Below are 21,546 nucleotides of genomic sequence, written 5' to 3' on the forward strand. Positions count from 1 at the left end.
TTTCCCGACTATTTAGAACCTCAGCATGCAGGTGATTGCAGCCAGGTAGGACTTGGCCTCACGGGTTCCGGCCTGGTGTTCGGCTTCTATCTCGGCCAGCACTTCATCCGCCCGCGCCGTTGTCGGCTTGCCGTCGGCGTCGTAGCCGGTATTCACCACCGCTTCCGGGTTGCGGGCTACTGCATCGCGCAGAACCTGAAGCTCTGGCGGCTCACCTTCTGGCCTGGCCTCGCCACCTTCGCGGGCCGCGGGGCTGCCCTCCGCCGGCCTGGCCGTGGGAGCGGGGCTTCCTTCCTGGGTAGATCTGGGCGCCGGCGCGGCCTGTGGTTCTTGGCTTCTCGCTGTGGGAGCGGGGCTTCCTTCCTGGGTAGATCTGGGCGCCGGCGCGGCCTGTGGTTCTTGGCTTCTCGCTGTGGGAGCGGGATCGCGGGGAAGGCTCGCTTCATGCTCGCGCACCAGGGTGTCGATTTCCTCGCGTGCAGCGCGTTCGTTCATCTGGCGGGGGGTTAGGCGTTCTCGAGCACGAGCAACGCCAGCAGCCAATGGCGATCGCTCGAAGCCGCGCATGATCTCGTCGGCACGGGCCTCGATACGTTGTTGCAGGCGCCCCGAGGTTTCGCCGCGTGCAATCGCGGCCAGCTCGCCCCGCGCCAATTCGCCGGTGCGGTTGCCTTGCAGGGAGTTCTCAAGCGCAGTAACACGCTCAGTCAGCTGCTGGCGTTCCTGCGCGATCTCCTGGCGGGCGGCGGCCTCGGCCTGCTTGCGGCTCATTCCATCGACCTGAGCCTGCTTGGCGCGCTCACGGAACGTGCCGTCCAGGTCGTCCAGGGATCGCTGAACCCCTGCCAGCTCGGTACGGACGTCGGCAACGTTGGGCAGCAAGCCAACGGTCTCCCCTTCAAGTTCGGCACGAACGGTTGGTTCCAGTTCCTGCCTGGCAGTGGCCAGCGCCTCTTCGCGGCTAGGCGCCTTGGGTGCCGGGGCCTCGCTCCCACGAATGAATTCAGCGCTGTGGATGCTGTCCGGCAGTACCACCGGCTCGCCGCGGTTGATCGATGCGACGGCCGCCGCCAAAGCATCCTGGTGGGCTACTGTTGCACTCGCGTCCACCGCCAGGCCCGGCGCCGTGTCGAAATCGGCGTGCTGGGCATTGCGGTCGGTGAGTGCGGCGTCGATCTGGTCAGGCGTGGGGCGTCGGTACGTGGCCCGGCCAACGCCAAAGAATGCCAGCCCCATCACAAGGTCAGTGGCCAGCGCAGTCTTGTTAAGCATTTCGTACTGGGCGGCCTGGGCCTCGTAACCATTGGCGCGCAGGATCTCGGCCGAAGCGCCACGGTGCGCGATACCCAGGCCGACGTTCGCGCCCACGGCAATAGCCGCATCGCCCAGCACCGGCCCAACGAAGCGAGCGGCAGGGAGAGCAGCACCTACGCCGGTGGTCACACCCTCTGCTGCACCCAGCAGCCTAGCAGTGCCTGGATCGATGCCTTCGGCCATGGCCATCTGCGTCTTGGAATAGCCAGCAGGTGCACCGGCTGCAGCAGCAGCGCCAGGCAAGCCGCCAGTGACCGCACCGGCAATGGTTCGCGGCAGGATCGCGGACAGTTCCCCGATGATCTGGCCAGCCATGCCTACCTCGGTCGGATCAGGGCGCAGGTCCTTGACCGACTCGGCCGTGTCGCGGCCGATCTCTGCGGTCAGCTCCTCGGCGCCATGGGCAGCAGCAGCGGCATGGCGATCAGCATCAAAGCCCGGCGTGTACCCGGCACCCAGGCCTGTAGCCAGCGTGCTGACCACCTCGGTACCTGCCAGCTCGACAAGCCCGGATGCCACCGTGTTAGCCGCCTCGATACCGCCCCGCTTGAGGCCTGGGCCAATTACGTCGAGGCTGCCCTGCCAGAAACCAGGCTGCGGCATCTCGCTGGTGAACTCCAGCGCCTGCTGCCGATTGAGGATGTCGGACTCGTCTACAGCGCCATTGAGCCAGGTCATTGGAGTTTCACCACGATAGGGTTGCCGGTCTGCGGATCAACCTGGGGGCGGCCCGCGTTCATCATGTAGTACGAGCCGTCGCGGCCTGGCACCGGGGAAAGCGGCAGGCGCTCGAGCGATCCCAGCGGGATCTTGGTGCTTTCAGCGAAGCCTTGCAGCTGGCTGTCCACAGCATCGCTGAACCTGCTGTTGCTCCAGCCGTAGGGCTTCACGACCTTGGAGCCGGCGTAACTGGTGATGCCGCCGGTTGCCATGTTGATAGCCTTGCTCGCCAATGTCTCGTCCAGGGCTTCTTCGCTCTTCTGGTGCGCTTTCCCAGCAGGACCAGCTAGGCCAGCGTAGATGGACTTGAACACACCGAACGCTCGCTCTCGCTCCTGAGTGCCGGCGGGGATGGCCTGCCCCACCAGTTCATCAAACGCCCGTCCCATCTGCGCATCGTTCGGCATGATGCTGGACTTGTCGGCTAGCACCTTCGCCCCGCGCAGGATCGTTGGCGCCACCTCCGTGCCGTCAGCGTCCTTGAGCTGCTGCGCCTGGGCCAGGCCGGCCATCATCAGGGGCGGCTTGTCAGCGGCCAACGTCTTGAGCGTGCCCGACAGGTCGTTACCGCTCGGGGCAGCCCCCGCGATGGCGCCGAGGATCTGTAGCTTGGTGCCGTCGTCGAACTGTTCGAGCGCAGCCTTGAGCATGGTGGCCTCTTGAGGCAGGAACGGGTTCCGGCTGACTTCGATGCCCACCTGCCGGCGCATGGCGTTCAGGGTGTCGAAGCGCCCACCCAGCTGACCAACTAGGGTCATCTGCCCCTCGGGTGTGGCGATACCGCTGAAGTCCAACGGCTCAACCTGGCTGCCAGTGCGGGTGGCGTTCCACACCAGTGGTTGGTCCCGCATCTGCTCCATATTCGAAGTGACAGCGCGATCCAGGCGCTCAAGGTTGTTGATCTGGTCGACCGATGCACCACTGGCCGCGACCTGCTGCCGCTTCTGCTGGATATAGGCCTGTTGGTCTGCCAGCGGCAGGCGCAGCACCTGCTGTACCTCGTTCATCTGCTTGACGCGGGTGTTGTACTCGCCAGCGAATGACGTGCCAGACAGGGCAGTCTGCCAGCGCTGCTGCTCGGTTACGCTGGGCGGGATGCCGGTGGCAGCCTGCCTGTCCATCTGGTCGAGAACGCGCATTGCCTTCATCTCGCGCATTTCTGCCTGGCGCTGCTGGTGTTCCTGTACCTGGAAGATCCGCCCGGTAACAGTGTTCAACTGTTGGTTACGCTTCTCAGGGTCGAGCTTCCCGGCGTAGAAGCCCTTCTCGTCGGTGAGATCGTACTGCAGCTTTTTGAGCTCTCCGAGATTGTTCCCGGCAGTGACAACCCGCTGCGTAGCCTGGGTTGCCCAGTTGTCGTCCTTGGCCTGCTGCTTTCGCGCCGCCCACAACTCGCCGTAAGCCAAGCGCCCAGCGGTATCCACGTCATGGCTATCCAGTCGGGCGTTGAGCTTGCCAATGTCAGCGCCAGGCATTGCGGATTCTTTACCAAGTAGATCCAACCGGGTGGCCAGGTCGCCCTTGGCGGCATCGGTACGAGCGCCGATTGCCAGCTTACGAACCCCCTCCTGGCCGGCGAGTTGCAGGCGCTGCTGGGCAAGGCCCATGCCTTCTTGCTCAGCCTCGCTCAAACCGTCCATCTTGAGCGGTTCGAGCTTGGCCACAGCGCCGTTGTAGGCCTCTTCCAGTTTGTCGTGGCCAAGCGTGCCCAGGCGCACCTGTTCGGCCAGGTCGGCATTGATTGCACCGATCTGCGTTTCGCGCTCGAACAGCGCATTGCTGGCCTTCACCCGGGCCAGGGCCTTGTCCTCTTGGCGCTGCTGATCAAGGATGCCGAGCGCAGTCTGCTGCACTGTGCCGGCGATCTGCCGGGCAGCCTGGGCCTCGCCACTGTTGTCGTAGGTGATGACCTGGCCTTGCTGCGCCTTGGGCAGCACGCGCCCTTGGCGTGGGCCGATTGGGATTTGTGCCATTACGCCTTACCTCCCGGCTTGCTGGCCGTTCCATTCGCCGAGGACTTCCAGGCCATGCCCAGCTGGGCACCAGCCGAGAGCACAGAGCCAGCTGCCTGAGAATTCGCTGCCGCCCTGGCCTGCTCACCTCCGCGCTTGATGTTTCGGGAATTCGCGAGGCCTCGGTCGCGATCGCTCTCGGCATTGAGGATGGTCATCACCGCGTCTTCCTCGGCGTTCTTGGTGATCTCCTCGTTGATGTTGAGCGGCGTGCCCTCGTCGACCATCACACCAGATCCGGCCAGGGATGCCCGCGCCTCGCTGACCTGCGTGCGAGCCATCTTGCGGATCTTCGAGGCCTCGACGTTGGCGGCCGATACAGCAGTGTCGGCATCAATCCTGGCCTGCTCTGCCTGCGCGTCGGCGTTCATTTCGGCCTGCTTGCCCTGCTGTATCGAGGAGTAAGCAGAATATGCGGCCGACGCAGCAACGGCCGCAGCGGCAACGTAGGTGGCTGTGGTTGCTCCGGACATGGTTATTCCCCTGTGATCACGATGGCGTCATCGGCCTGATGACGGGACATGAGCAGTTCGGTTTCGTCGGTGAATTCGATCTCGGCCTGCTCGACCGTTTTGGCGCTGGTGGCAAATGTCATGGTCAGGTCGGTGTCCGCATGGGCCAAGAATGCCTGCTTGCGGCCGGACTGGCCTGGGATGACGTGATAGCCATGCAGCTCAACCGACTTTCCACCAATGAACACGGTGGCGTGGCCAGACAGCACCAGCAGCGTCGGGATCTTGATCAGAGCGCCGGTCAGCATGACACCCGCAGGGATGCGGATCGTTCTGGCGTAGACGCCGGCATGGAAGTGGTGCTGCGTCTTGATCTCTACCTGCGGCAACTGCGCCAGGTGGGATTCCAGCGCCCTGACCTTGGCGACTTCATCGCTGCTCATTACTGGGAGCAGGTTCATACCAGGGCCCTCAGGAATACGCGGTTGGTCTCGCGGTACCCGCTGCGCGGAAGGACTTCGGCCAGGCGGCCGCCAGCTGGGGCGCTGACCATCATGGCCGTAGCGCCCAGGTCGGCGGCACAGCGCTCTGCGGCGCGCAGCAGCTTGAGCCCGGTGCCGCCAGCGCGGTGGGCGGGATCAACAAAGAACGACTCCATCGTGCAGATGCGGCGGCCTGCATAGTGCGGCAGGCCGTAGACCAGCATCGAGGCCAGGCCAACAAGCCCGGGCGCGAACACGCCGACCACGTGCAGTGCGCCCGAGGCCTCCATTGCGCGGTAGGCGCCGAAGTTCGCCTCCACCTCACCGAATTCAGGGATGCGCGATTCATCGCCATATGCCGCCAGCAGCTCAGGTAGCGCCCCGGCCTGCTCGATCTCGGCGACAGTGCAGCGACGAATAACGGTTGTGTTGCTCATTGGGGAATCTCCAGGTGCATCAGTGGCCCGTTGAACTTGAAACCCATGCGGCTGTATAGGCGGGCAGTCCGCGACGAGCCAGGGCCAGTGGTCACGCCCATGTAAACCTCCTTGGCCCCCTTGATGCGTGCCCACTCCTGGAAGGCCAGAATCATCCGCATTGCGATAAGGCCTTGGCGCTTCGAGGGCTCAACAAATACGCAGTGCTCGAAGGCGATCAGGTCGCCGTTGAACCACTGCTCGGTGAGGGCTCCGCAGATGGCCCCGACCACCTGGCCGCCGACTTCCGCGGCAAATATCACCCCTGCGCCGGAAATGAGATCGCCCAGGAAGGCATGTACCTTCTCGGGCGAGTACACCTGGTGGCTGTAGCAGGTGGTCGAATGCATGACCGCGCCCAGCTCTACGAGGCGCGGAATGTCTTCATGAGTTGCAGGCCTGATCATGTCGGCGCCTCAATCGTTGATGGTCATCTTCTTGATGACGCACAGCAGGTGGAAGGGAAGCGGCAGTTCCTGGGTAATCTCGATTGAGGCCTCTCCCCGATCCCAGCCAAGACTTTCCAGGCGCTTGATCCCGGTGAACGACGGTGGAGGCTGATCGAGCACCTCGGACCCAAAATTTCGGAACGTGACGACCTGGTTGAGTCCGCCTTGCCCGGTTACACGGCATCCCGTGGTGTTCAGGAAGCGCAGCGTTATCTCCCCAACCCGCATGCTGTTGCCCTGGGCGCTTCCGCCCTGCCCCTGGACCTCTGGCGTGAGCGTCTTCACCCGGGTTGTGTAGTGCAGGCCGGCCTGCAGGGTCTTTGCACTGCGCGGCAAGGTGATCTGCCCAGCAGTAACAGCCATCTGCGGCATGGGCACGCCATCTGCCACCACGTCCACGATCTTGCCTTCCAGGTGGGACAGGCCACCCCAAACCGTCTGGCCTGCTGGGTTGCTGGCAGACACGCCGGCATCTACGTGGCAACCGTCAACGAAACGTTCGATGTAGCGAACCGTCGCGCCATTCACCACACGGCGCACAACGGCGAACACCTGATCTCCATCGGCGGTCGGGATCGAGGCCACGGACTCATAGGAACCGTCGGTGATCTGCCTGGCCCAGCCAACAACGTCCTGGTCGCGGTCCACGGTCATCGTCGCCATCACGCCGTCATTCCGGACCATGAACAGGATCGATTCGGGCTCCTGCTGGTACGTCATCGAGACGATGCCGGACTCGGTTGCATGCTCGGACAGCACGGACATATCGGGAGAGCCGAAGGCATCGGAGTCGTACTTGTAGGCCATGGCCCGCAGCTTGCGGTTCGAGCGCTGCACGAAGTACAGCTCGTTGCCGATCCGCACAGGGCGCACCTTGTTGCAGCCGTAGGCCGACTGGTTCTTGACCTGGACGTTGGTCGGCGTGATGGGCTTCTCGACACCGCCGATCAGCGTGAACTCACCGCCGTAGGTAAGCGCGATCAAAGCGCGGACCTGGCTCATGTGGGAAATCGGGTTGATCTGGTCGCTGGCAATGGTGAACGACATGGCGTCGTCGTCTTTCGTGCCGCTCTCGAAGTTCAGGTATTCGCCGGTTCGGCTCATCCACACGGTTTGCGGGTAGTTCGTCGATCCACCGCATGCAAGGCGCTGCTCGTACAGCGTGCCGGTAGCGGGATAGCCATTGACTGCATCCCACACCGAGGACTCAAGAGACCAGGCGCCGGCAGACGAACCCACCGTCGACGTGAGAGCCACCTTGATGATCGCCCCTACCGCTGTCGCGTTTGTGTAGCTGCTGATCTTTACAAGCCCCTCATTGATTTTGACGAACTTGCCGACGTCGCTAGGCCTCCACCCGGCCACGCTCAGTGAGAGCGTTATCGCAGACCCGACGGGATCCTTTGCTGATGGGGTGCAGACAGTTTGCGGAGAAAGCGTCATGTCCCAGGCGGTTATTGACGTTGAAGCGAATGCAACAAGCACGGTTACCGTTGCCACTGTCGCACTGGTTACCGATGTGATTTCGGCGATACCGCCACCTGCGGTGATCTGCCGCCCGACGTCGGCCGCGAGGAATGCTGATGCTGATGAAGTGAATGTGCGCCCGATGCCAACGGATGCATCGGAAAGCGTCGCCGACGTAGTGAACTTGATTCCAGACTCTGAAAACGGCGTCGTAACGAATGGCGCCGGGGCAAGGGTCCACGCGGTATTGGTCACTCGCCGTAGCCGGTGAATGGGCACCGAGGGATGGAAGATGAACATGGTGTCGGCACCCTGCACGTACTCCAGCTCACGCAGCATGGCTTCCGTGTATGGGCTGACCAACTCCAGCGGCACGCCCGGGGAGGACTCGATCTGGCTGCCGTTGGGGAAGAAGAACCGCACGTACAAGTCGCCGAACTCGACGATGTACGCCTGCTGGGTGTTGAAGACGTAGGGAATGACGATCGACAGCTTGTTGGGGTACTTGGCTGCTGCGCAGTACAGCGTGCCGTACCGCCGCATTGCGCCGCCATGCACAACTGGCCAGGCGTTCTCAACTGCCATGGCGCCATTCTGGTACCGGGCGATATCGACGCGGCCGTACATGCGCGGGGAGATCTCCCCGGCGGTGAAGTTGGTCTGGTTCAGCGTGAGGCGCGCCATCAGCGAGTACTCCAGCCATTGGCGAACCGAGCCCCAAGCAGGTGCTCATTGCCCAGGGTCTGTGGCGGATCTTCCTGGCCATCTACGGCCTTGGCCTGGCGGGTGGCCTGGACCAGTTCAGCACGTCGGCTATCGCGCTCGGAAGTGGACTGGGTGACCGGATACGCGAGCACCGCGGCCATGGCGGTGGTCATCAAGTCGACAAGGTGCGAATCCCAGGTGCTTTCTACCTCGTTGCGGAAGACGTAGCGCAGGTCAACCGCCGGGTCATTCGTTAGGATGCTGCGCTTCTCGACCAGGTAGTCGATCTGGCACCCGCCATAGCCAACCTCCAGAACTCTCAGGCAGTCGGCCGGCAGCTCGAAGGCGTAGGCCCACTCGAACGCAGGTGCGTCAGCAATGGGCGCAAGCTGGACACGGGTGATGCAGCAGTTCCAGGGGTGGGCCCGCAGCACGCTGTCGCGCTGGTAGGGGTAGAGGTTCGCGCAAAGCCTTGCGCGATCAAGGTTGTTCTGGTCTGCAAAGTCGTTGATCGGCTGAGAGCCAAGCATCAGCAGCGCATTGGAGCAAATCGAGACACCGGTAACCATCGCCATGCCGAGGCCCTCCACATAAAGAAACCGGGGCACTAGGCCCCGGCAAAGAAAACGCCATCCATGGCAGCCCGATCAGTTCTGCTGGGCGTACTGCGCAACCAGGGTGATTACCTGCCCGGCTTGCAGTGCGGCACCGGCGACCACAGAGCGAAGTTCGCTGGTGTCGGTGGCATCGCCTGGTTTGGTGACCAGCACGTCGAACAGCGCGCCGTTGGCGTACTGCGCTTCGGCCACTGCGCTACCGGCGGTGGTCACGGCAGTGGCTGCCAGGTAACGCGCCGGGGTCACTGGGTCGCCCAGGTTGAGGGTGGAAGATGCCGCGCCGGCAGCGAAATACAGCTTGGTGGTTGGCATCAGGCGAGCGTTGAAGGGCAGGAAGCCCCACGAGATGTACTCGCCGATGCCGGGGCCGCCGGACGCCGGGACGGTGTAGGTGCTGATGAAGATCTGGACGTCGCCGCCCTGGAGGTTGGGTTTGGTCAGGGTCTGCGGGAATGCCACGCGGGCCGCTGCCAGAGAGCCGTTGCCGTTTGCCATAGTGTTACTCCTGAATGGGGTTGAGGGCGAGAACAGCGAAGCCCCTTACGGGTCGTTCGCGGCGATCTCGACGACCTTCTCTTCTTCCACGCGCACGGCACCCAGACTCTGCTTGGCGTAGATCCGGACGTTGAAGCCTTTGCCCGGATCCTCGCCAACGCGGGTGGTGATCTCCTTGCCCTTGCCCAGCGTCACACCGGACTTGGCCCAGGCGTACACGAAGCGAGTGTTCCCGACCTTCACGAAACGCTCGGACGGGATCCAGCGGAAGCCCAGCCAGGTGCCCTTGAGGCTACCCTCCTGCAGCATCTTGATGGCCATGAAGTCGGCGCTGGTGAGCTGGGTGTCGGCCAGAATGTCGACCAGGGCGTTGGCGTGGTAGCCCATGTAGAGCTCTTCGCCGTTTTCCTCGTCGGCCTCGTTCTGGCGGAAGATCTTCTTGGCCTGAATGATCTTGGCCTTGGTGAGACCAGTACCGCCCACTGCGATCTTCTGCGAAGCCGGCAGAATCACGCTGCCAGTTGCGCTGGAACGGGCCGGCCCACCAAAGGCCGAGATGATCACGTCGTCCTTGGCGCGGTTCATGCCAGCAACCATGGCCTGGACGTAGTCCGAGGTCGGGTCGACCAGCATGCGGATCTTGTCCTGGTCGTCGACCATGTCGCCGTCTTCCCAGTCGTAGAGGTCCACGAACCGGGTCGAGTGCGGCTGGTCGTTGATCGGGGTATCGCCGTGGCGCTGAGTGCGGCGCTGCGCGGTGCGCTGGCCAAGGCGGTTCACGGACTTCGACATGCCCACGATGTTGGGCTCGATGGTCACCGCTCCTTCGAAGCGGGACATTTTCTGTTGCGCGACGTGCTTGAAGTTGTCAGCGAACTGCTGCACGAACGCTTCGGTGATGAACTGGGACATACGATGCACTCCAATGCGGATTCGGGTGTGCCTTCCGGGTATCCGCTGTGCGGGCCGGGGTTCCTGGCGTGCATCGGCATTGCTGCGCCTGGGGCTGGCCGGGTATCTGCGCGCCACCGCAGGCCGGCCCGGTATTGCTACCGGGATGCCTGTGATGGTCGGAGTTGCTGGGTGTCGGTTTCCCGACTATTTGGCGGGAGCGCTTACGCGCCGAGGCGGGAAGGCTGCTTGTTGAATCTGGCGTTGTAGAGCTGATCGAGTTGCTGCTGAATGCCGACTCGCTTCGGATCGTGCGCCGGCAGGTCCTGCAGCTGCTGCCGCAGGTCGGCAGTCTTGACCGCGAAGTCTTGCTCGTTGACCACGCCAGCAGTGATGAGCGTGTCTTCTTGCAGCTCCTTGCCGATGTTGGCGGTGAAGGCGATGAAGTCAGGGTCGTTGCCGTACTTGGCCATCAGCGCCTGGAAGTTGCCCGGCTGGCCCTCTGGGCTGGCAAAGGCCTCGGCAGCGCGGTAGGACGAGCGCACCCCGGCCTGCATCGCCTGATCGTCAGTCCACACGCCCTTGAGCGCTGCGGTGCAGTCCTGCTGGTTGAGCTGCACGCCGCCCTCGACCAGGCCGGGAGCAACCTTCATGTATTCGCCGAGCACGTACTCGACCTGGGCATTGGTCATGCCCTTGGCGTGGGCGCCCTTCAAGAAAGCCTGGCTGCTCTCGTCGGCCTTGAACTCGTCCCAGTTGAAGCCCTCGACACCTTCCAGCTTGACGGCGTACTCGTCGGCGCTCTTGGGCGGCGCATCGCCAGAGCCCATGCGGGTTTCCAGGTGCTTGTAGGCCTCGGCAACCTTCCGCGACGATGCTTCAAGATCAAGGCTGCCGTCCTCTTTGTTGGTGCGGTACTTCTCGGGCATCCAGTCGGTGGTGGCGCCGCCGTTGAGCACAGAGCCAGCTGATTGGGCTGCAGCTTGTTGATTGGCACCGGCGCCAGGGTCGCCACCCTCGCCCGCCTCTTGTTGCAGGAAATGGCCGAGACGGCCGTGGATGAACCAGTTCATTGCGATTCCTCGTCGGGTTGGTCCTGCACGCCATTGGCGCGGTTGATGCGCAGCAGGATGTGGTCCAGCACCTCACGGTTGCCGGCCTGCATGTAGGTCTTGAGTACGGCATCGATGCCGCCCACGGTGACGGCGTTGCGAGCGAAACGGCTGATCAGGGCGTCAAGGACGATCCGGCCCTCGGCGTGTTGCTCGAACACGCGCTTGAACATGTCGTCCATCTGCTCTGAGGTGTACTGGGTCATGCTGCCGTGCCTTGTTGTTTGAGGGCCGCCTGACCGGCCATCTGCTGCATTGCCATGGCCTGCTGCTGCTCGGCGGCCTGCTGTTGTGCCTGGGCTCGCTGTTCGCGCATGGCATCTCGGTCGGTCTCACTGCGGATGACGGAGGACGGGACGCCCAGGGCCTCGCCACGGAAGCGGGCGGCGGCGTCAAGGTCGACGTTGTCCATTGCATCGGGGGCCTGGCCTGCTGCTGCCTGGGCCTGCGCTGCCTGAGCACAGCCGGCGACGTACTGGTCAATGGCCGTGACCTCTTCGAGCTTCTGCGCCCGGGCCAGCGGGCTCAGGTAACGCACGGTGAAGTTGCGGCCACCCAGGGATTCCGGGGCTTCGCCGAGGATGCCGGCGCGGAATGCGATGCCGAAGCAGCGCTCGATCATGGGTTGCAGGTACTCGGTCTGGAGTCGGCCGTACACCGGGCCCAGCAGCTGGCGGATCAGGTTCACCCGGACGTGCACCTCGGTCGCGGTCATGGCCGGGCCGTCCTGCGCCTGGAGCTGGTCTGCCATCAGGGTTTTCCTGACTGCGGCCTGCAACCGCGTGATGCGGCTGTCGGAGTAGTTGAAGTTCGAACCGGTCTGCAACGGCTTCATGCTGTCGACGGAGTTGGCCACGATGATCTTGCGCGGGCCCACCTTGACGGTCTTGGGGTTGAGCACGCCGTCGTCTTCGGCGATCCACATACCCGCGATGGCCAGGTCTCCGGCAGCCAGGTCCATGCGCACCATCTCGTTGAGCGTGCGGGCATCTGGCAGCGCGTCCATCACCGGGCCGGTGGCGTACACGCTGTCGGGGATCATCATCCAGCGCGGGACCACCACGGGCATCTCGTGATAGCCCGACTCGCTAACCAGCTTCTTGGCGGAAACCTCCACCTTGCAGCTGGCGACCGGCATGTTCTTCGCCAGGCGGGCGCCGACCATGTGCGTGCTGCGCGGGTAGATGGCATGCACGAACTCAACCAGCTCCTGCGGCTTATCCTTGGCCAGCTTGCGGGTGTTCTCGCTGACGTTGTCCTCGCCGAACTCGTTGATGGCCTGCTCGGCAGTCAGCTTGTACGAGCGATACACCGTGTCGATCTTGCCGCCCGGCTTGGATGCCGAGCAGTACACGCCCGAAAGCGGCCAGAGGTCGAAGACGAAGCCGCCCCGCTCCCGGTCGCTGTCGATGTGCAGCGCGAACCAGCCGGCGCACACTTCGTCGAGCAGGCCCTCGAACGCCGCGGCGTCGAAGTTCGAGGCATGGATGTTCTCCCAGATGATCTGGGCGCCATCATCGAGCCAGCGGCGCTCGTCTTCGCTCTCCTGGCCCACGTCCAGGCCGAACCACAGGCTGTTGGCCGGGGTCAGCCCGGACTGGATCGATGAAGCCAGGATGCGCGCCGAGTCAGTGGTGGTGCCGTCGAAGATGCGCGCCCTGCGGTTCAGCGCTTCCTGGGCGGTCATCATCTCGCAGTAGAACCCGTTGCCGCGCATCGGGTATGTGTGGTCGAAGCAGTCGCGCCAGACCTGCTCATGCGGGCTACGCAGCGACTTGAGCACGCCCAAGGTCTTGCAGATCTGGTCAGCGTTCATGCCCCGAGAGTCCTTTTGCCTTGCTCGATGACGGTGCCCGCGGCGCCGCCGGCAGACAGCAGGCTGCTTTCGGCCTTGCGCTTCTTGCGGATCGCGGTTTCTTCGTTGGCCTTCTTGGCCGCTTCATCAGCGGCCTTCTGCGCGTTGTCTTCTGGCTGCGTTGGCGGCACATAGACGACCTCAGGCTCTTTTGGTCTTTTCTTGCTTCCCATGGGTCACTCCTTGCGCGCTGGCAGTTCTGGGCAGAGCCAGCCGTGCTCGGTGAGCACCGCTTGCTGGCGGGCTTGCAGCTGCTGCGCGGCGGGCTTGGCTACCTCGGCAACAGCTGATGCTGGTGCTGGTGCGGCAGGTGCTGGATCGGCAGGCTTCACGAATGGCGCGCCACCGGTGTTCAGGCGGTCGGCCTCGGCCTGGGCGGCTTCCTTGGCGCCATCGCCAGCGGCCACGAAGTCGCTGAACCAGTCGCCATGCTCGGCGCCGACCGGCGTGTAGAAGATCCGATAGCGACCACCGCCGTTGTGCTTGCCGACGTACTCGGGCTCGGCCTTGGTGTCGGTGGTGATCTGCTGCGCGGCTGGTTCGATGGTCGGCTGCCCAGGGGTCTGCACCTGGAGGTTGTCGGGGGCTGGCATGTGCTGGGCCTCGGTCGATTGGGTATCGGGAGGCCCCAGCATCATGTGGGGAAGGCGTCGGAATCCCGACTATTTCGGCGCGGCGCAGGCGGTGCGGACGTAGTCTTGGAGCGCGCTCAAGGCGCGGATGGCGTCGTCACCGTCGTTGGCGACTCGGACAATTCGTTCAGCAGCCGCTGGGTCAAGTTCGGCTCGCGCTTCTGCATGGTCCAGGCTGGCGGTGGTGCTGGCGGCTCGCACGACGGGGCACTTGGCTGGGACTGACAACCGGCGCTGGCCAGCAGCGACAGCAGCACGAATGTCGGCATTGGTCTGGTTCGCACGCTCTCTCTCCTGGGTGTGCTGGGTGTCGAGCTGGCCCAGCAGTTTGATAGTGGTTTTCCTGCTTCGCTCGGAAGACTCCAATTCTTCGATTCTGAGCGTTTTCGACCGAAGCGCATCCTTGGTATGGTCGAGCGCCCAAAACGCTCCCAGCGCGACGACAGCAAGCGCAGCGATGGCCGCCAAGAGGTACTTGGTCACAACCCGACCTCGCACAGCTCCCTTTCGGCCTGACGACGCTTGACCAGGCCGCCGAGCTTCTGGCCGCCGGCATACACCCAGCGGTCGAGCTGGGCACAGGCCCCACGAGCATCGCCAGCGTTCAGCTTGCGCAGCAGCGTGCTGGTGGCGAATGCCGTGGGGCCGACGTTGTACACGAACGAGCACAGCGCGGCGCGGCGGGCGGGCGGCATGGCTGCAAGAGCCAGCTTATCGACCGAGGTGCAGGCCTGGCCCAGCTCACCGGCCAGCAGTCTGCTGCACTCGTCCGGGGTCTTGGTCTGGCCCAGCTTCACGCCGGCCGTACTGCCGTAGCAGATGGTTGGGATGCCCACCGGGTCGATGTAGGCCACCAGGGAGCGCCCCTCGAAGTGAGAGACAAGGGCTGTGGCCATGGCCAGGCTGCCGGCCGCCGCGTAGCCCAGGACGCGCTGCTTGATCGGGCTCATCGTTGGCACTGGTCCTTGAGCGCCTGGATGCGCGCTTCACTCTCCCTCGACTCGCGCCGATCCTTGCGGATCTGGAACCAGGTGTTGACCAGGAAGCCCAGCAGCGCGAGCACCACGCCGATGATGCCGATCCAGTTGGCCTGCGCCAGGAACCCGAGGAAGCCCGCCCCCGCCCCCGTCCACATGCCCTTGGTGGCCACCGACACGCCCACCGCTTCCACGATCCCTTCTGGACTGCTCGCCATACTTCCGCTCCTCACTGGGGCCTTCATGGGCGCCTCCAGGCTGGTGACAAAGAAAACCCCGCACGGTGGCGGGGCATCGATGGCGCTCAGGGTCGGCGCTCGGGGGTGTCGGGTTCCTGACTATTTCGGCGTCAAGGCTTGAAGTGATAGTCCCAAGCCGCGCACATCGGCAGCTTGTCCCGGCCCTCGCCGGTGATCTTGCACCACAGCAGCACCAGGCGCTCGCCCTCGCTGTACCGAGGCTCGGCGCCCTGCTTCCAGCCGATCAGCGTGGTGCGGGCCACGCCGATCTCATCCGCTGCGCCCTGGATCGAATACTCGCCCGAGCGCAGCACGGTGGTGATAACGCGGAACCAGTCGATGCGCTTTGGCCCTGGGCGGGCTGGCGGTGGCACGACGGGCACGAACGCACGAACCGCCACGGAAACCCGGGGCGGCTCGGCGAACAGGGACAGCTGGTTAGGCACCACGGGCTTCATCGCCTGGGCCAAACGCGCACGCGCGCGATGCAGGGTGTTCTGGCGCGGTCAATCTCCCCATCACATCGCTCATTTCCGCGACGGTTCGCGCCAGCAAGCCGTGGTCGTTGTCGACGTGGATTGGGTGGATGACTCGGCGCATGCCAACCGTGGCGGTGTCGGGCATATCCAGATCGACGGCGACAACGACATGCCCATCGGTGCCGAACTCTTTGCAGAACCACACCGGCTTGCTCACCATGGCAAACCTCCGGTGCGGATCAGGTGGTTGGCTGCCAACAGCACCAGGGTGCCGATGGCTGAAACAGCGAAGAACAGACTGTTTTTCATTGCATGAACTCCCTGGTGTGTCGCTCTTTGCCAGTGCGCCGAATGAAATCGGCACGCTTGGACACTGCCAGCAGGTAGCACTGAGGGCAGGCAGAGTCTTGGGCCGCCTGCTCCACGGCCTTAGTGCGGCGGTGCACGTAGTTGCCACAGGAGCACCGACACACCCAGCGCCCTCCCTTCCCAGCACTTGGACCGACGACGGTAAGCCGGCCGAACTTGGTACCGGTCAGGTCTTCCATGTTGTCTGGCAGCGGCTTGAGCGGCAGTGGTGTGCTGGAGCAGACCTCGCTCTCCAGCTGGCGGTACGCAAATGATTCGCCGCGGGCTATGACTCTGGCCGCAGTCCCATTGATTGGATTTTCAAATCCAGGCTTCATGCGGCCTCCTGGGTCAGCGGGATGATGCGGACGTGCACGCCCGGCACTTCGCCGTAGCGCTTGCGCACGATTGCGTCGACAACTTGGACGTCGTCCTTCCAGACGATGCCGTTGAGGCCGTCGTAGATGGCCTTGATCACGTTGTCCATGTCGGGTTTCTTGGTTGGGAAGATCTCGCCGGCCAGGGCCTGGGCCTTGAACTTCTTGGTCTTGGAGGCCGGGACCGGCAGCACGATGCGCATCTCGACCATGACCGGGCATTCCAGCAGGACGCGGCCGCCCATTGCCTCGGTGCCGACGATGGCGATCAACCCCTCGTAGCTGGCGGTCTTCTTGGGCGTGAACATGCGCGCGTGGCCGCCGACGGTGCTGACGCGTGGCCGGCCCTTGCCGACTGGATCGCCTGGGACGACGAACTGGACTGGCTGCAGGTCAACCATTGCTCACCTCCCCTGCCTTGCCCAGTGCCTGGTCTTCTGCCTGCTGCAGCTCGACGTTCTGGCGCAAGAACACGAAGCCGGCAGCCTTTCGGGCCTTGGCGCACTTCTCGTGCTTGAAATGGGAGCGGGACTTGCCGCAGACGTCGCAGCGGCCACTCTGGTACCGGACTTTGGGATCGACGCCGCGGGGGTAGCGGACCTGTGGCTTGTACTCATGCATGGCTGTCTCTCCGAATGCCGAGCCGGGCCAGCAGCAGCGCACGTGCTGCCTTGCCGTCAGTGGGGATGTTCTGCGCCTCGATCAGGTCGCGGGCTTCCTGGTGGGAGCGAGCGAGCTGGGCCTTCATGCCGCTGTCGTGCTCGATGCCCTTGGCGATCTTCCCGTCGAGCGGCTGGGCGTTCTCGGCGCGGCGCTGGACGATGGCGTAGTTGCGCTCGAAGCGCTGGTACAGGGCCTTGTCCGTGGACTTGGCTTCGCGCAGGTCGAACGTGCCGGTGGCCTCGGCGGCGATGCGCACTGCGTCGTGGCTGTACTTGCCCAGCAGGGCTTCGTGCCAGGCGCGGTCGACTGGGGGTAGTCCTTCGACGTGCAGACACAGCGTGCGGAAGACGTGTGCTGGCGGTGGCCAGTCGAACTCAGCACCACGGGCCACCAGGTTGTTCAGGCCGTTCGCCAGCTGACGCTTGGTCAGCCCTGCAAGCACGGTCGCCCAGGAGTGTTCTGGGTCAGCTGATACGCCGAAACTCGACGTCCAGCGGTGGCCGTAGAGCTCCGTCATCTTCACCCAGAGCTTGTCCAGGTGATCCTGCGGCAGCTTCTCGGGCTTTTCGCTCGGCAATTGCGGCGTGGACCTTGTCGACGGCTGACATTGAACGCTGGCGAGCAGGTCGCGGACCTGCGCTGGTATTTGCTGATCCATGGGTGTACCCCCCGGCCTGGGCCTGGCGTATGTGGTGTTTCAGGGATTGAGCGAGCTGGTGCTCCCACTGGGCCTGCGACTGCTCCTTCTCGGGGCGTGCGATCCAGTACGAGCGGAATTCGTTGAGAGTGTCTGCGGGAACGGCTTTGGGGATGGCGTTGCGCAGCGCAGTGGCGTTCCAGGTCTTGGGCTCTGGGTTCCAGTCATCGTGCATGGCGAAGTAGCCGCGCGCGGTGAGAGTAGTAGGGCTTTTAACGGATAACGGAGGTAGGTTGTTGATCAGCGAATCGACTGTTTCTGATCTGGTTGCTGATCCACCGTCGTTTTCACTGCAAGCCTTGATTTTATTGGCGTGCGCGGAATTCGGCCTTGGTTGCTGATCTGGTTGCTGATCTGGTTGTTCATCGGTTGCTGATCGATTGGACGAACCATCCCAGTCCGCGCTCGGCAGCTGGAAAACCAAGGGTCCAATGGGGGTGATGACACCGATGCTGATCAGGCGATCAACGAGGGAGCGAACCTTCTGCCTGGTAGGGGATCCAGACTCATGCCGCCCGCGAGTTGGAGCAATATACAGCTCTTCGCGGAACATTTGTTCGCTCAGGCGACGCACAGCGCCGGATACGCCTGTCCGGTAGTCCATCCAGCGGCGAATGACGCAATACAGCTTGAACACGTCCGCCGGCTCATCAGCCAGGGCGGCGTATTCCGCGTCGTTGATCTGGAAGGCCGGCACGTCCCTACTCCTCGTCCAGCTGATCGACGTGCTGCACATGCTCCATCCAGCGCTTGGCCTGGTGGAGGATTGCCTCAATGTCGCGCTGGTTGAAGCACCGCATCTCCATCGGGACGATCTTCAGATCGAGCACCGCCAGGATCTCGGCGAACTGTTGGAACTTCTCCGGCTTCATGCGGCTGATGGTCGCCTCGTCGCAACCGACTGCATGCGCAACCGGCCCGTTGCCAACGGACGCAAGCCGCTGCATGAGAACGGCCATGTTCTTGCGGGACCTTACAAGCTGGTCCTGGCTTAATTGCGTCGTCGACATGATCAGGCCGCCACGTCATCGGCCCCGGCGAATCGCTCGGGGTACAGGATGTGGATTTCGGTCAGCTCACCTTCGAAAACCTGAACCAGCTTTTCAGCCAGGCCGGTGGAGGCTCGCTGCGCACCACGCTCAACACGGGATAGGTTTCCCGAGTCGATGCGGTCGCCCAGAGCCGCCAGGCGGGCCGTTACATCGGCCAGCGTCCACTTGCGGGACAGTCGTGCTCGTTTCAACGGGGACATGGGGATGCCTTCTTGGGGTGGTTTCAGATCAATTCTGCGCACAGCGCAGATTTCATGCAACAAAAATCTGCGTACAGCGCTTTGCGCACTGCGCAGCAGGACAAGAAAATCACCCGATGGAAATTGGACAAGTCATCAGAAAGCAGCGAAAGGCCAAGGGCTGGACGCTGGAAGAACTCGCGCACCGGGTCGATACCGACACTGGCAACCTTTCTCGCCTTGAGCGTGGCAAGCAAGGCGCCAGCCATGAACTGCTTGATAGGATCATGAAGGCACTGGACATCAAGCTGGCAGCTCAAGGCCTGGTTGAGGAAGGAACGAACGTCGGTTCAACGCTGCAGCCAACGCGGAAACACAAGGAGTATCCGTTGATCAGCTGGGTACAAGCGGGAGACTTGACGGAGTCGCCAAGCAATCTTGGTGCTGAATATGAATGGTTCCCCTCCCCTGAAAACGCCACCGATATCGGATTCTGGCTTAAGGTTCAGGGAGACTCTATGACCTGCCTGGGCAATCCTAGCTTTCCGGCTGGGTCACTGATCCTGGTCCGCCCTGACTCAGACGTTATCAACGGCAAATATTACGTGGTCGAAATGCTCGACAGCGGCGAGAAGACCTTCAAGCAGTACGTAGAAGACGCCGGGCTCAAGTACCTACGCCCGCTGAATACTGGCTACCGAACCATTGAGATTGACGGTAACTGCCGGTTCATTGGTCGCGTTATCGACACCAAAATGACAGGGCTCTGACATGAGAAAGCACAAGAAACGGATAGCTGTTGCAGTCGCGTGGGCATCCTCTGCCCTGACCGGGGTGGTTCACGCCGCTACAGGTAATGACCTGATTTCCTGGGTTCCAGCTTACGAGAGAGATGTTACGAACTGGGAAAGTGGGATGTTCCTTGGCTTCGTTTCGGGTATATCCAACGTCGCCAACGGCATCGCTTTTTGCGCGCCGACGTCCACCAACGGCCAAAGCGCGGCGATCGTGGCCAAGTTCCTAAAAAATAATCCCGAGCGCTGGGGGGAAGACGCAGCAGCTTTGACGCTGGAAGCCCTACGCAAGGGTTATCCGAAGTGCAAGGACACGCCGACCTAAAGCATCACATGCGAAGAGTCCCGCCATGAGCGGGATTTTTTTTTGCCCGAAAGAAATTTTCTGCGCTTGACGCAGATTAAATTCTGCGCATAATGCAAATCATGTTCTGCGCACAACGCAGATTCATGGCAGCGAGCCGGCCTAACCGGTACAGGGGATGCCTCACCCCGGGTGCGCAGCGTCGAGCACCGCATAAACGAGAGCCGACAGCATGCAGAGCGTGGTCGGCTGTTGGGCTCTCAGGGCCCCCGAACCAAGTAATCGCCCAGCCGGAGGTGGCGTGTAACGCCGGCCGCAAGACCAGATTCGGCGAAAGCCAAAAAGGAAGTGCCGGTTCGATTCCGGCTCGTTGGCAGAGGCTTGGTAGGAAGTGGTGCGGTTCAATTCCGTGATGTGGACTTGGTAGTCCAAAGGCCCGTGGTGGCGCACGTTAAAACGCTCCGATCACCTGCCCCGCAGGCTGCATCGGTGGTCACTCTGAACCCCAGTTGATCGCGGGGAATTGTGAGCGTGGATAGCGTCTCGCCCTTTGGTGAGGCGTCCCGACACCCGGTTTGCCCCGGAGAGTGACCACCGATGCATCCCGCACCACCTTCCCTTCACACCAACCCCGGAGGCCGCCATGGGCGCACTTCGCGCAGCACAGTACCTGTACGACAACGCCGAGCCTGCGCCGGATGACGGCCAGGCCGAGGCACAACGGACCTGGATCGAAAACCGCGTCGAGCAGCTGATTGCAGGCACCGATGCAACCTTCCAGATCGGCGGCATGACCTTCGGCATCACCTACGACGCGTTCGCCGAGGCGGTTGATGAATACGCCATGGGCGAGCTTGGGCGTGATGACTGCAGCCGGTCGGTGCTTGGCCGCTTGATCATTGCCGGCCTTCGCAAATGCAGGTCTGACTCTGCATCAGCTGCCACCGAGATCATGGCGTGCCCGGATCCACGGGCGATGCTTGAGCAGATCGCCGAAGACCTGTTGGCCCCATTCGCGCTTCCAGGTGTCCAGGCCGAGCGCGAGGCCGACCAGCCATGAGCCCGCACAGCGTTGCGATCAGCGCCATCAACGCGGCCATCGAAACGATGCTTCTGCCGGGCGCTGGCCCGGTGGAGGACGCCAAGGCCGAAACCCTGGTGGTGGCCTACTTCTCGATCCTCGTCATCAACTCCGACGAGTTCAAGTACTACTGCGAGCGCATCCGGCGGATAGCTGAGCGCCGGAAGGAGGCAGCATGACAAGCAAGTGCCGGGCGCTGATTGCGCCCAACTTCAAGCTGATCACCGAAGCCCTGGAACGCCAGGGCTTTTTTCTGTTCCGCGATCTGCCACTGGGCACCACGATCCGCTTTCGCGGCGAGATGGTGGTTGTGAGGTTTCCATGAACGACCAGCAGCTGCTTGAGTTGGCCGCCAAGGCTTTGGATGACCCCAAGTTGTTCGCGAACACCACCGGTGCGCCTTGGCAGTACTGGATTGGCTTCTGCGAGGAAATGCAATGCGACGTGACCCGGATCTGGAATCCACTGGAAGACGACGGCGATGCACTTCGCCTGGCTATGAGGCTTGGCATCTGTATCCAGTTCATTCCTCAGTGCGACACCGTTCAGGTGTATCAAGAGCGTGAATTCACTGCTGAGCCGTTCAACGTACATGTTGCAGGTCTAGGCGATATCGAAACCCGCCGCGTCATCACGCAGGCAGCCGCCGAGATCGGCAAGGCCATGGAATGACCGCC

General features: G+C 63.1%; 32 protein-coding genes. 6 read left to right on the plus strand and 26 right to left on the minus strand.

Annotated features, from left to right (window positions below):
* Positions 1-12 precede the first annotated feature (12 nt).
* From DM373_RS20925 to DM373_RS21050, 26 genes are all read right to left on the minus strand, one after another.
* Positions 13-1,992: a hypothetical protein gene (locus DM373_RS20925; protein WP_110995383.1), complete on the minus strand. Its 1,980-nt coding sequence runs from the start codon at positions 1,990-1,992 to the stop codon at positions 13-15.
* Complete coding sequence (locus DM373_RS20930; protein ID WP_110995384.1) at positions 1,989-4,007, minus strand: hypothetical protein; 2,019 nt, start codon at positions 4,005-4,007, stop codon at positions 1,989-1,991. Before DM373_RS20930 ends, DM373_RS20925 begins: the two co-directional genes overlap by 4 nt.
* Positions 4,007-4,519 (minus strand): hypothetical protein, encoded by a 513-nt coding sequence (locus DM373_RS20935; RefSeq protein WP_110995385.1) that lies wholly within the window; start codon positions 4,517-4,519, stop codon positions 4,007-4,009. The genes DM373_RS20930 and DM373_RS20935 overlap by 1 nt, the downstream gene beginning before the upstream one ends.
* Positions 4,520-4,521: 2 nt before the next feature.
* Positions 4,522-4,959 (minus strand): hypothetical protein, encoded by a 438-nt coding sequence (locus DM373_RS20940; RefSeq protein WP_208642814.1) that lies wholly within the window; start codon positions 4,957-4,959, stop codon positions 4,522-4,524.
* Positions 4,956-5,417 carry a GNAT family N-acetyltransferase gene (locus DM373_RS20945; RefSeq protein WP_110995386.1) on the minus strand — a complete coding sequence of 154 codons (462 nt, stop codon included), beginning with the start codon at positions 5,415-5,417 and terminating at the stop codon, positions 4,956-4,958. The genes DM373_RS20940 and DM373_RS20945 overlap by 4 nt, the downstream gene beginning before the upstream one ends.
* Complete coding sequence (locus DM373_RS20950; protein WP_110995387.1) at positions 5,414-5,863, minus strand: GNAT family N-acetyltransferase; 450 nt, start codon at positions 5,861-5,863, stop codon at positions 5,414-5,416. The genes DM373_RS20945 and DM373_RS20950 overlap by 4 nt, the downstream gene beginning before the upstream one ends.
* Positions 5,864-5,872: 9 nt before the next feature.
* Positions 5,873-8,056: a phage tail protein gene (locus DM373_RS20955; RefSeq protein ID WP_110995388.1), complete on the minus strand. Its 2,184-nt coding sequence runs from the start codon at positions 8,054-8,056 to the stop codon at positions 5,873-5,875.
* Entirely contained in the window at positions 8,056-8,652 is a 597-nt protein-coding gene (locus DM373_RS20960) for a phage connector family protein (RefSeq protein ID WP_244215107.1), read from the minus strand. The genes DM373_RS20955 and DM373_RS20960 overlap by 1 nt, the downstream gene beginning before the upstream one ends.
* Before the next feature lie 72 nt (positions 8,653-8,724).
* On the minus strand, positions 8,725-9,189 hold the full coding sequence (locus DM373_RS20965; protein ID WP_110995389.1) for a hypothetical protein: 465 nt from the start codon (positions 9,187-9,189) through the stop codon (positions 8,725-8,727).
* 45 nt (positions 9,190-9,234) lie between these two features.
* Positions 9,235-10,101 (minus strand): phage capsid protein, encoded by an 867-nt coding sequence (locus DM373_RS20970; protein WP_167409851.1) that lies wholly within the window; start codon positions 10,099-10,101, stop codon positions 9,235-9,237.
* A gap of 203 nt (positions 10,102-10,304) precedes the next feature.
* Positions 10,305-11,153 carry a hypothetical protein gene (locus DM373_RS20975; RefSeq protein WP_110995391.1) on the minus strand — a complete coding sequence of 283 codons (849 nt, stop codon included), beginning with the start codon at positions 11,151-11,153 and terminating at the stop codon, positions 10,305-10,307.
* A complete protein-coding gene (locus DM373_RS20980; RefSeq protein ID WP_110995392.1) occupies positions 11,150-11,398 on the minus strand; it encodes a Bbp19 family protein in 249 nt (82 codons plus the stop codon). The genes DM373_RS20975 and DM373_RS20980 overlap by 4 nt, the downstream gene beginning before the upstream one ends.
* On the minus strand, positions 11,395-13,008 hold the full coding sequence (locus DM373_RS20985) for a portal protein (protein ID WP_110995393.1): 1,614 nt from the start codon (positions 13,006-13,008) through the stop codon (positions 11,395-11,397). Before DM373_RS20985 ends, DM373_RS20980 begins: the two co-directional genes overlap by 4 nt.
* Positions 13,005-13,220 carry a hypothetical protein gene (locus DM373_RS20990; protein WP_110995394.1) on the minus strand — a complete coding sequence of 72 codons (216 nt, stop codon included), beginning with the start codon at positions 13,218-13,220 and terminating at the stop codon, positions 13,005-13,007. The genes DM373_RS20985 and DM373_RS20990 overlap by 4 nt, the downstream gene beginning before the upstream one ends.
* Before the next feature lie 3 nt (positions 13,221-13,223).
* Entirely contained in the window at positions 13,224-13,640 is a 417-nt protein-coding gene (locus DM373_RS20995; RefSeq protein WP_157966866.1) for a hypothetical protein, read from the minus strand.
* A gap of 69 nt (positions 13,641-13,709) precedes the next feature.
* Complete coding sequence (locus DM373_RS21000; protein WP_110995396.1) at positions 13,710-14,162, minus strand: lysis system i-spanin subunit Rz; 453 nt, start codon at positions 14,160-14,162, stop codon at positions 13,710-13,712.
* Positions 14,159-14,629, minus strand: a complete 471-nt coding sequence (locus DM373_RS21005) for a lysozyme (protein ID WP_110995397.1) — start codon at positions 14,627-14,629, stop codon at positions 14,159-14,161. Before DM373_RS21005 ends, DM373_RS21000 begins: the two co-directional genes overlap by 4 nt.
* Positions 14,626-14,874 carry a holin gene (locus tag DM373_RS21010; protein WP_110995398.1) on the minus strand — a complete coding sequence of 83 codons (249 nt, stop codon included), beginning with the start codon at positions 14,872-14,874 and terminating at the stop codon, positions 14,626-14,628. Before DM373_RS21010 ends, DM373_RS21005 begins: the two co-directional genes overlap by 4 nt.
* 131 nt (positions 14,875-15,005) lie before the next feature.
* The gene (locus tag DM373_RS21015) at positions 15,006-15,341 is read right to left on the minus strand and encodes a hypothetical protein (protein ID WP_157966867.1); all 336 of its coding nucleotides are present in this window, start codon (positions 15,339-15,341) and stop codon (positions 15,006-15,008) included.
* Positions 15,334-15,594, minus strand: a complete 261-nt coding sequence (locus tag DM373_RS21020) for a hypothetical protein (RefSeq protein WP_110995400.1) — start codon at positions 15,592-15,594, stop codon at positions 15,334-15,336. Before DM373_RS21020 ends, DM373_RS21015 begins: the two co-directional genes overlap by 8 nt.
* Before the next feature lie 462 nt (positions 15,595-16,056).
* The gene (locus tag DM373_RS21030) at positions 16,057-16,500 is read right to left on the minus strand and encodes a RusA family crossover junction endodeoxyribonuclease (protein ID WP_110995402.1); all 444 of its coding nucleotides are present in this window, start codon (positions 16,498-16,500) and stop codon (positions 16,057-16,059) included.
* Positions 16,493-16,720, minus strand: a complete 228-nt coding sequence (locus tag DM373_RS21035) for a hypothetical protein (protein ID WP_110995403.1) — start codon at positions 16,718-16,720, stop codon at positions 16,493-16,495. Before DM373_RS21035 ends, DM373_RS21030 begins: the two co-directional genes overlap by 8 nt.
* Complete coding sequence (locus DM373_RS21040; protein ID WP_110995425.1) at positions 16,713-17,279, minus strand: hypothetical protein; 567 nt, start codon at positions 17,277-17,279, stop codon at positions 16,713-16,715. The genes DM373_RS21035 and DM373_RS21040 overlap by 8 nt, the downstream gene beginning before the upstream one ends.
* A complete protein-coding gene (locus DM373_RS28815; RefSeq protein WP_167409852.1) occupies positions 17,227-18,156 on the minus strand; it encodes a DnaT-like ssDNA-binding domain-containing protein in 930 nt (309 codons plus the stop codon). The genes DM373_RS21040 and DM373_RS28815 overlap by 53 nt, the downstream gene beginning before the upstream one ends.
* Before the next feature lie 4 nt (positions 18,157-18,160).
* Positions 18,161-18,469, minus strand: a complete 309-nt coding sequence (locus DM373_RS21045) for a CII family transcriptional regulator (RefSeq protein ID WP_110995404.1) — start codon at positions 18,467-18,469, stop codon at positions 18,161-18,163.
* Positions 18,470-18,471: 2 nt separating this feature from the next.
* Complete coding sequence (locus tag DM373_RS21050; RefSeq protein ID WP_110995405.1) at positions 18,472-18,711, minus strand: helix-turn-helix domain-containing protein; 240 nt, start codon at positions 18,709-18,711, stop codon at positions 18,472-18,474.
* Between the two features lie 116 nt (positions 18,712-18,827).
* Between DM373_RS21050 and DM373_RS21055 the strand changes: the two genes are divergently transcribed.
* The 6 genes from DM373_RS21055 to DM373_RS21075 all read left to right on the plus strand — a co-directional run bounded on the left by DM373_RS21055 (position 18,828) and on the right by DM373_RS21075 (position 21,541).
* Positions 18,828-19,460 (plus strand): LexA family protein, encoded by a 633-nt coding sequence (locus tag DM373_RS21055; RefSeq protein WP_110995406.1) that lies wholly within the window; start codon positions 18,828-18,830, stop codon positions 19,458-19,460.
* A gap of 1 nt (position 19,461) precedes the next feature.
* Positions 19,462-19,809 (plus strand): Rap1a/Tai family immunity protein, encoded by a 348-nt coding sequence (locus DM373_RS21060; RefSeq protein ID WP_110995407.1) that lies wholly within the window; start codon positions 19,462-19,464, stop codon positions 19,807-19,809.
* Positions 19,810-20,431: 622 nt separating this feature from the next.
* Positions 20,432-20,848: a hypothetical protein gene (locus DM373_RS21065; protein ID WP_110995408.1), complete on the plus strand. Its 417-nt coding sequence runs from the start codon at positions 20,432-20,434 to the stop codon at positions 20,846-20,848.
* The gene (locus DM373_RS21070; RefSeq protein ID WP_110995409.1) at positions 20,845-21,048 is read left to right on the plus strand and encodes a hypothetical protein; all 204 of its coding nucleotides are present in this window, start codon (positions 20,845-20,847) and stop codon (positions 21,046-21,048) included. The genes DM373_RS21065 and DM373_RS21070 overlap by 4 nt, the downstream gene beginning before the upstream one ends.
* Entirely contained in the window at positions 21,045-21,194 is a 150-nt protein-coding gene (locus DM373_RS28975) for a hypothetical protein (RefSeq protein WP_167409853.1), read from the plus strand. Before DM373_RS21070 ends, DM373_RS28975 begins: the two co-directional genes overlap by 4 nt.
* Complete coding sequence (locus DM373_RS21075) at positions 21,191-21,541, plus strand: hypothetical protein (protein WP_110995410.1); 351 nt, start codon at positions 21,191-21,193, stop codon at positions 21,539-21,541. Before DM373_RS28975 ends, DM373_RS21075 begins: the two co-directional genes overlap by 4 nt.
* The last annotated feature ends 5 nt before the right edge of the window (positions 21,542-21,546 follow it).

This window comes from Pseudomonas sichuanensis (assembly GCF_003231305.1).
In the GTDB taxonomy this organism is placed as follows: Bacteria; Pseudomonadota; Gammaproteobacteria; order Pseudomonadales; family Pseudomonadaceae; genus Aquipseudomonas; species Aquipseudomonas sichuanensis.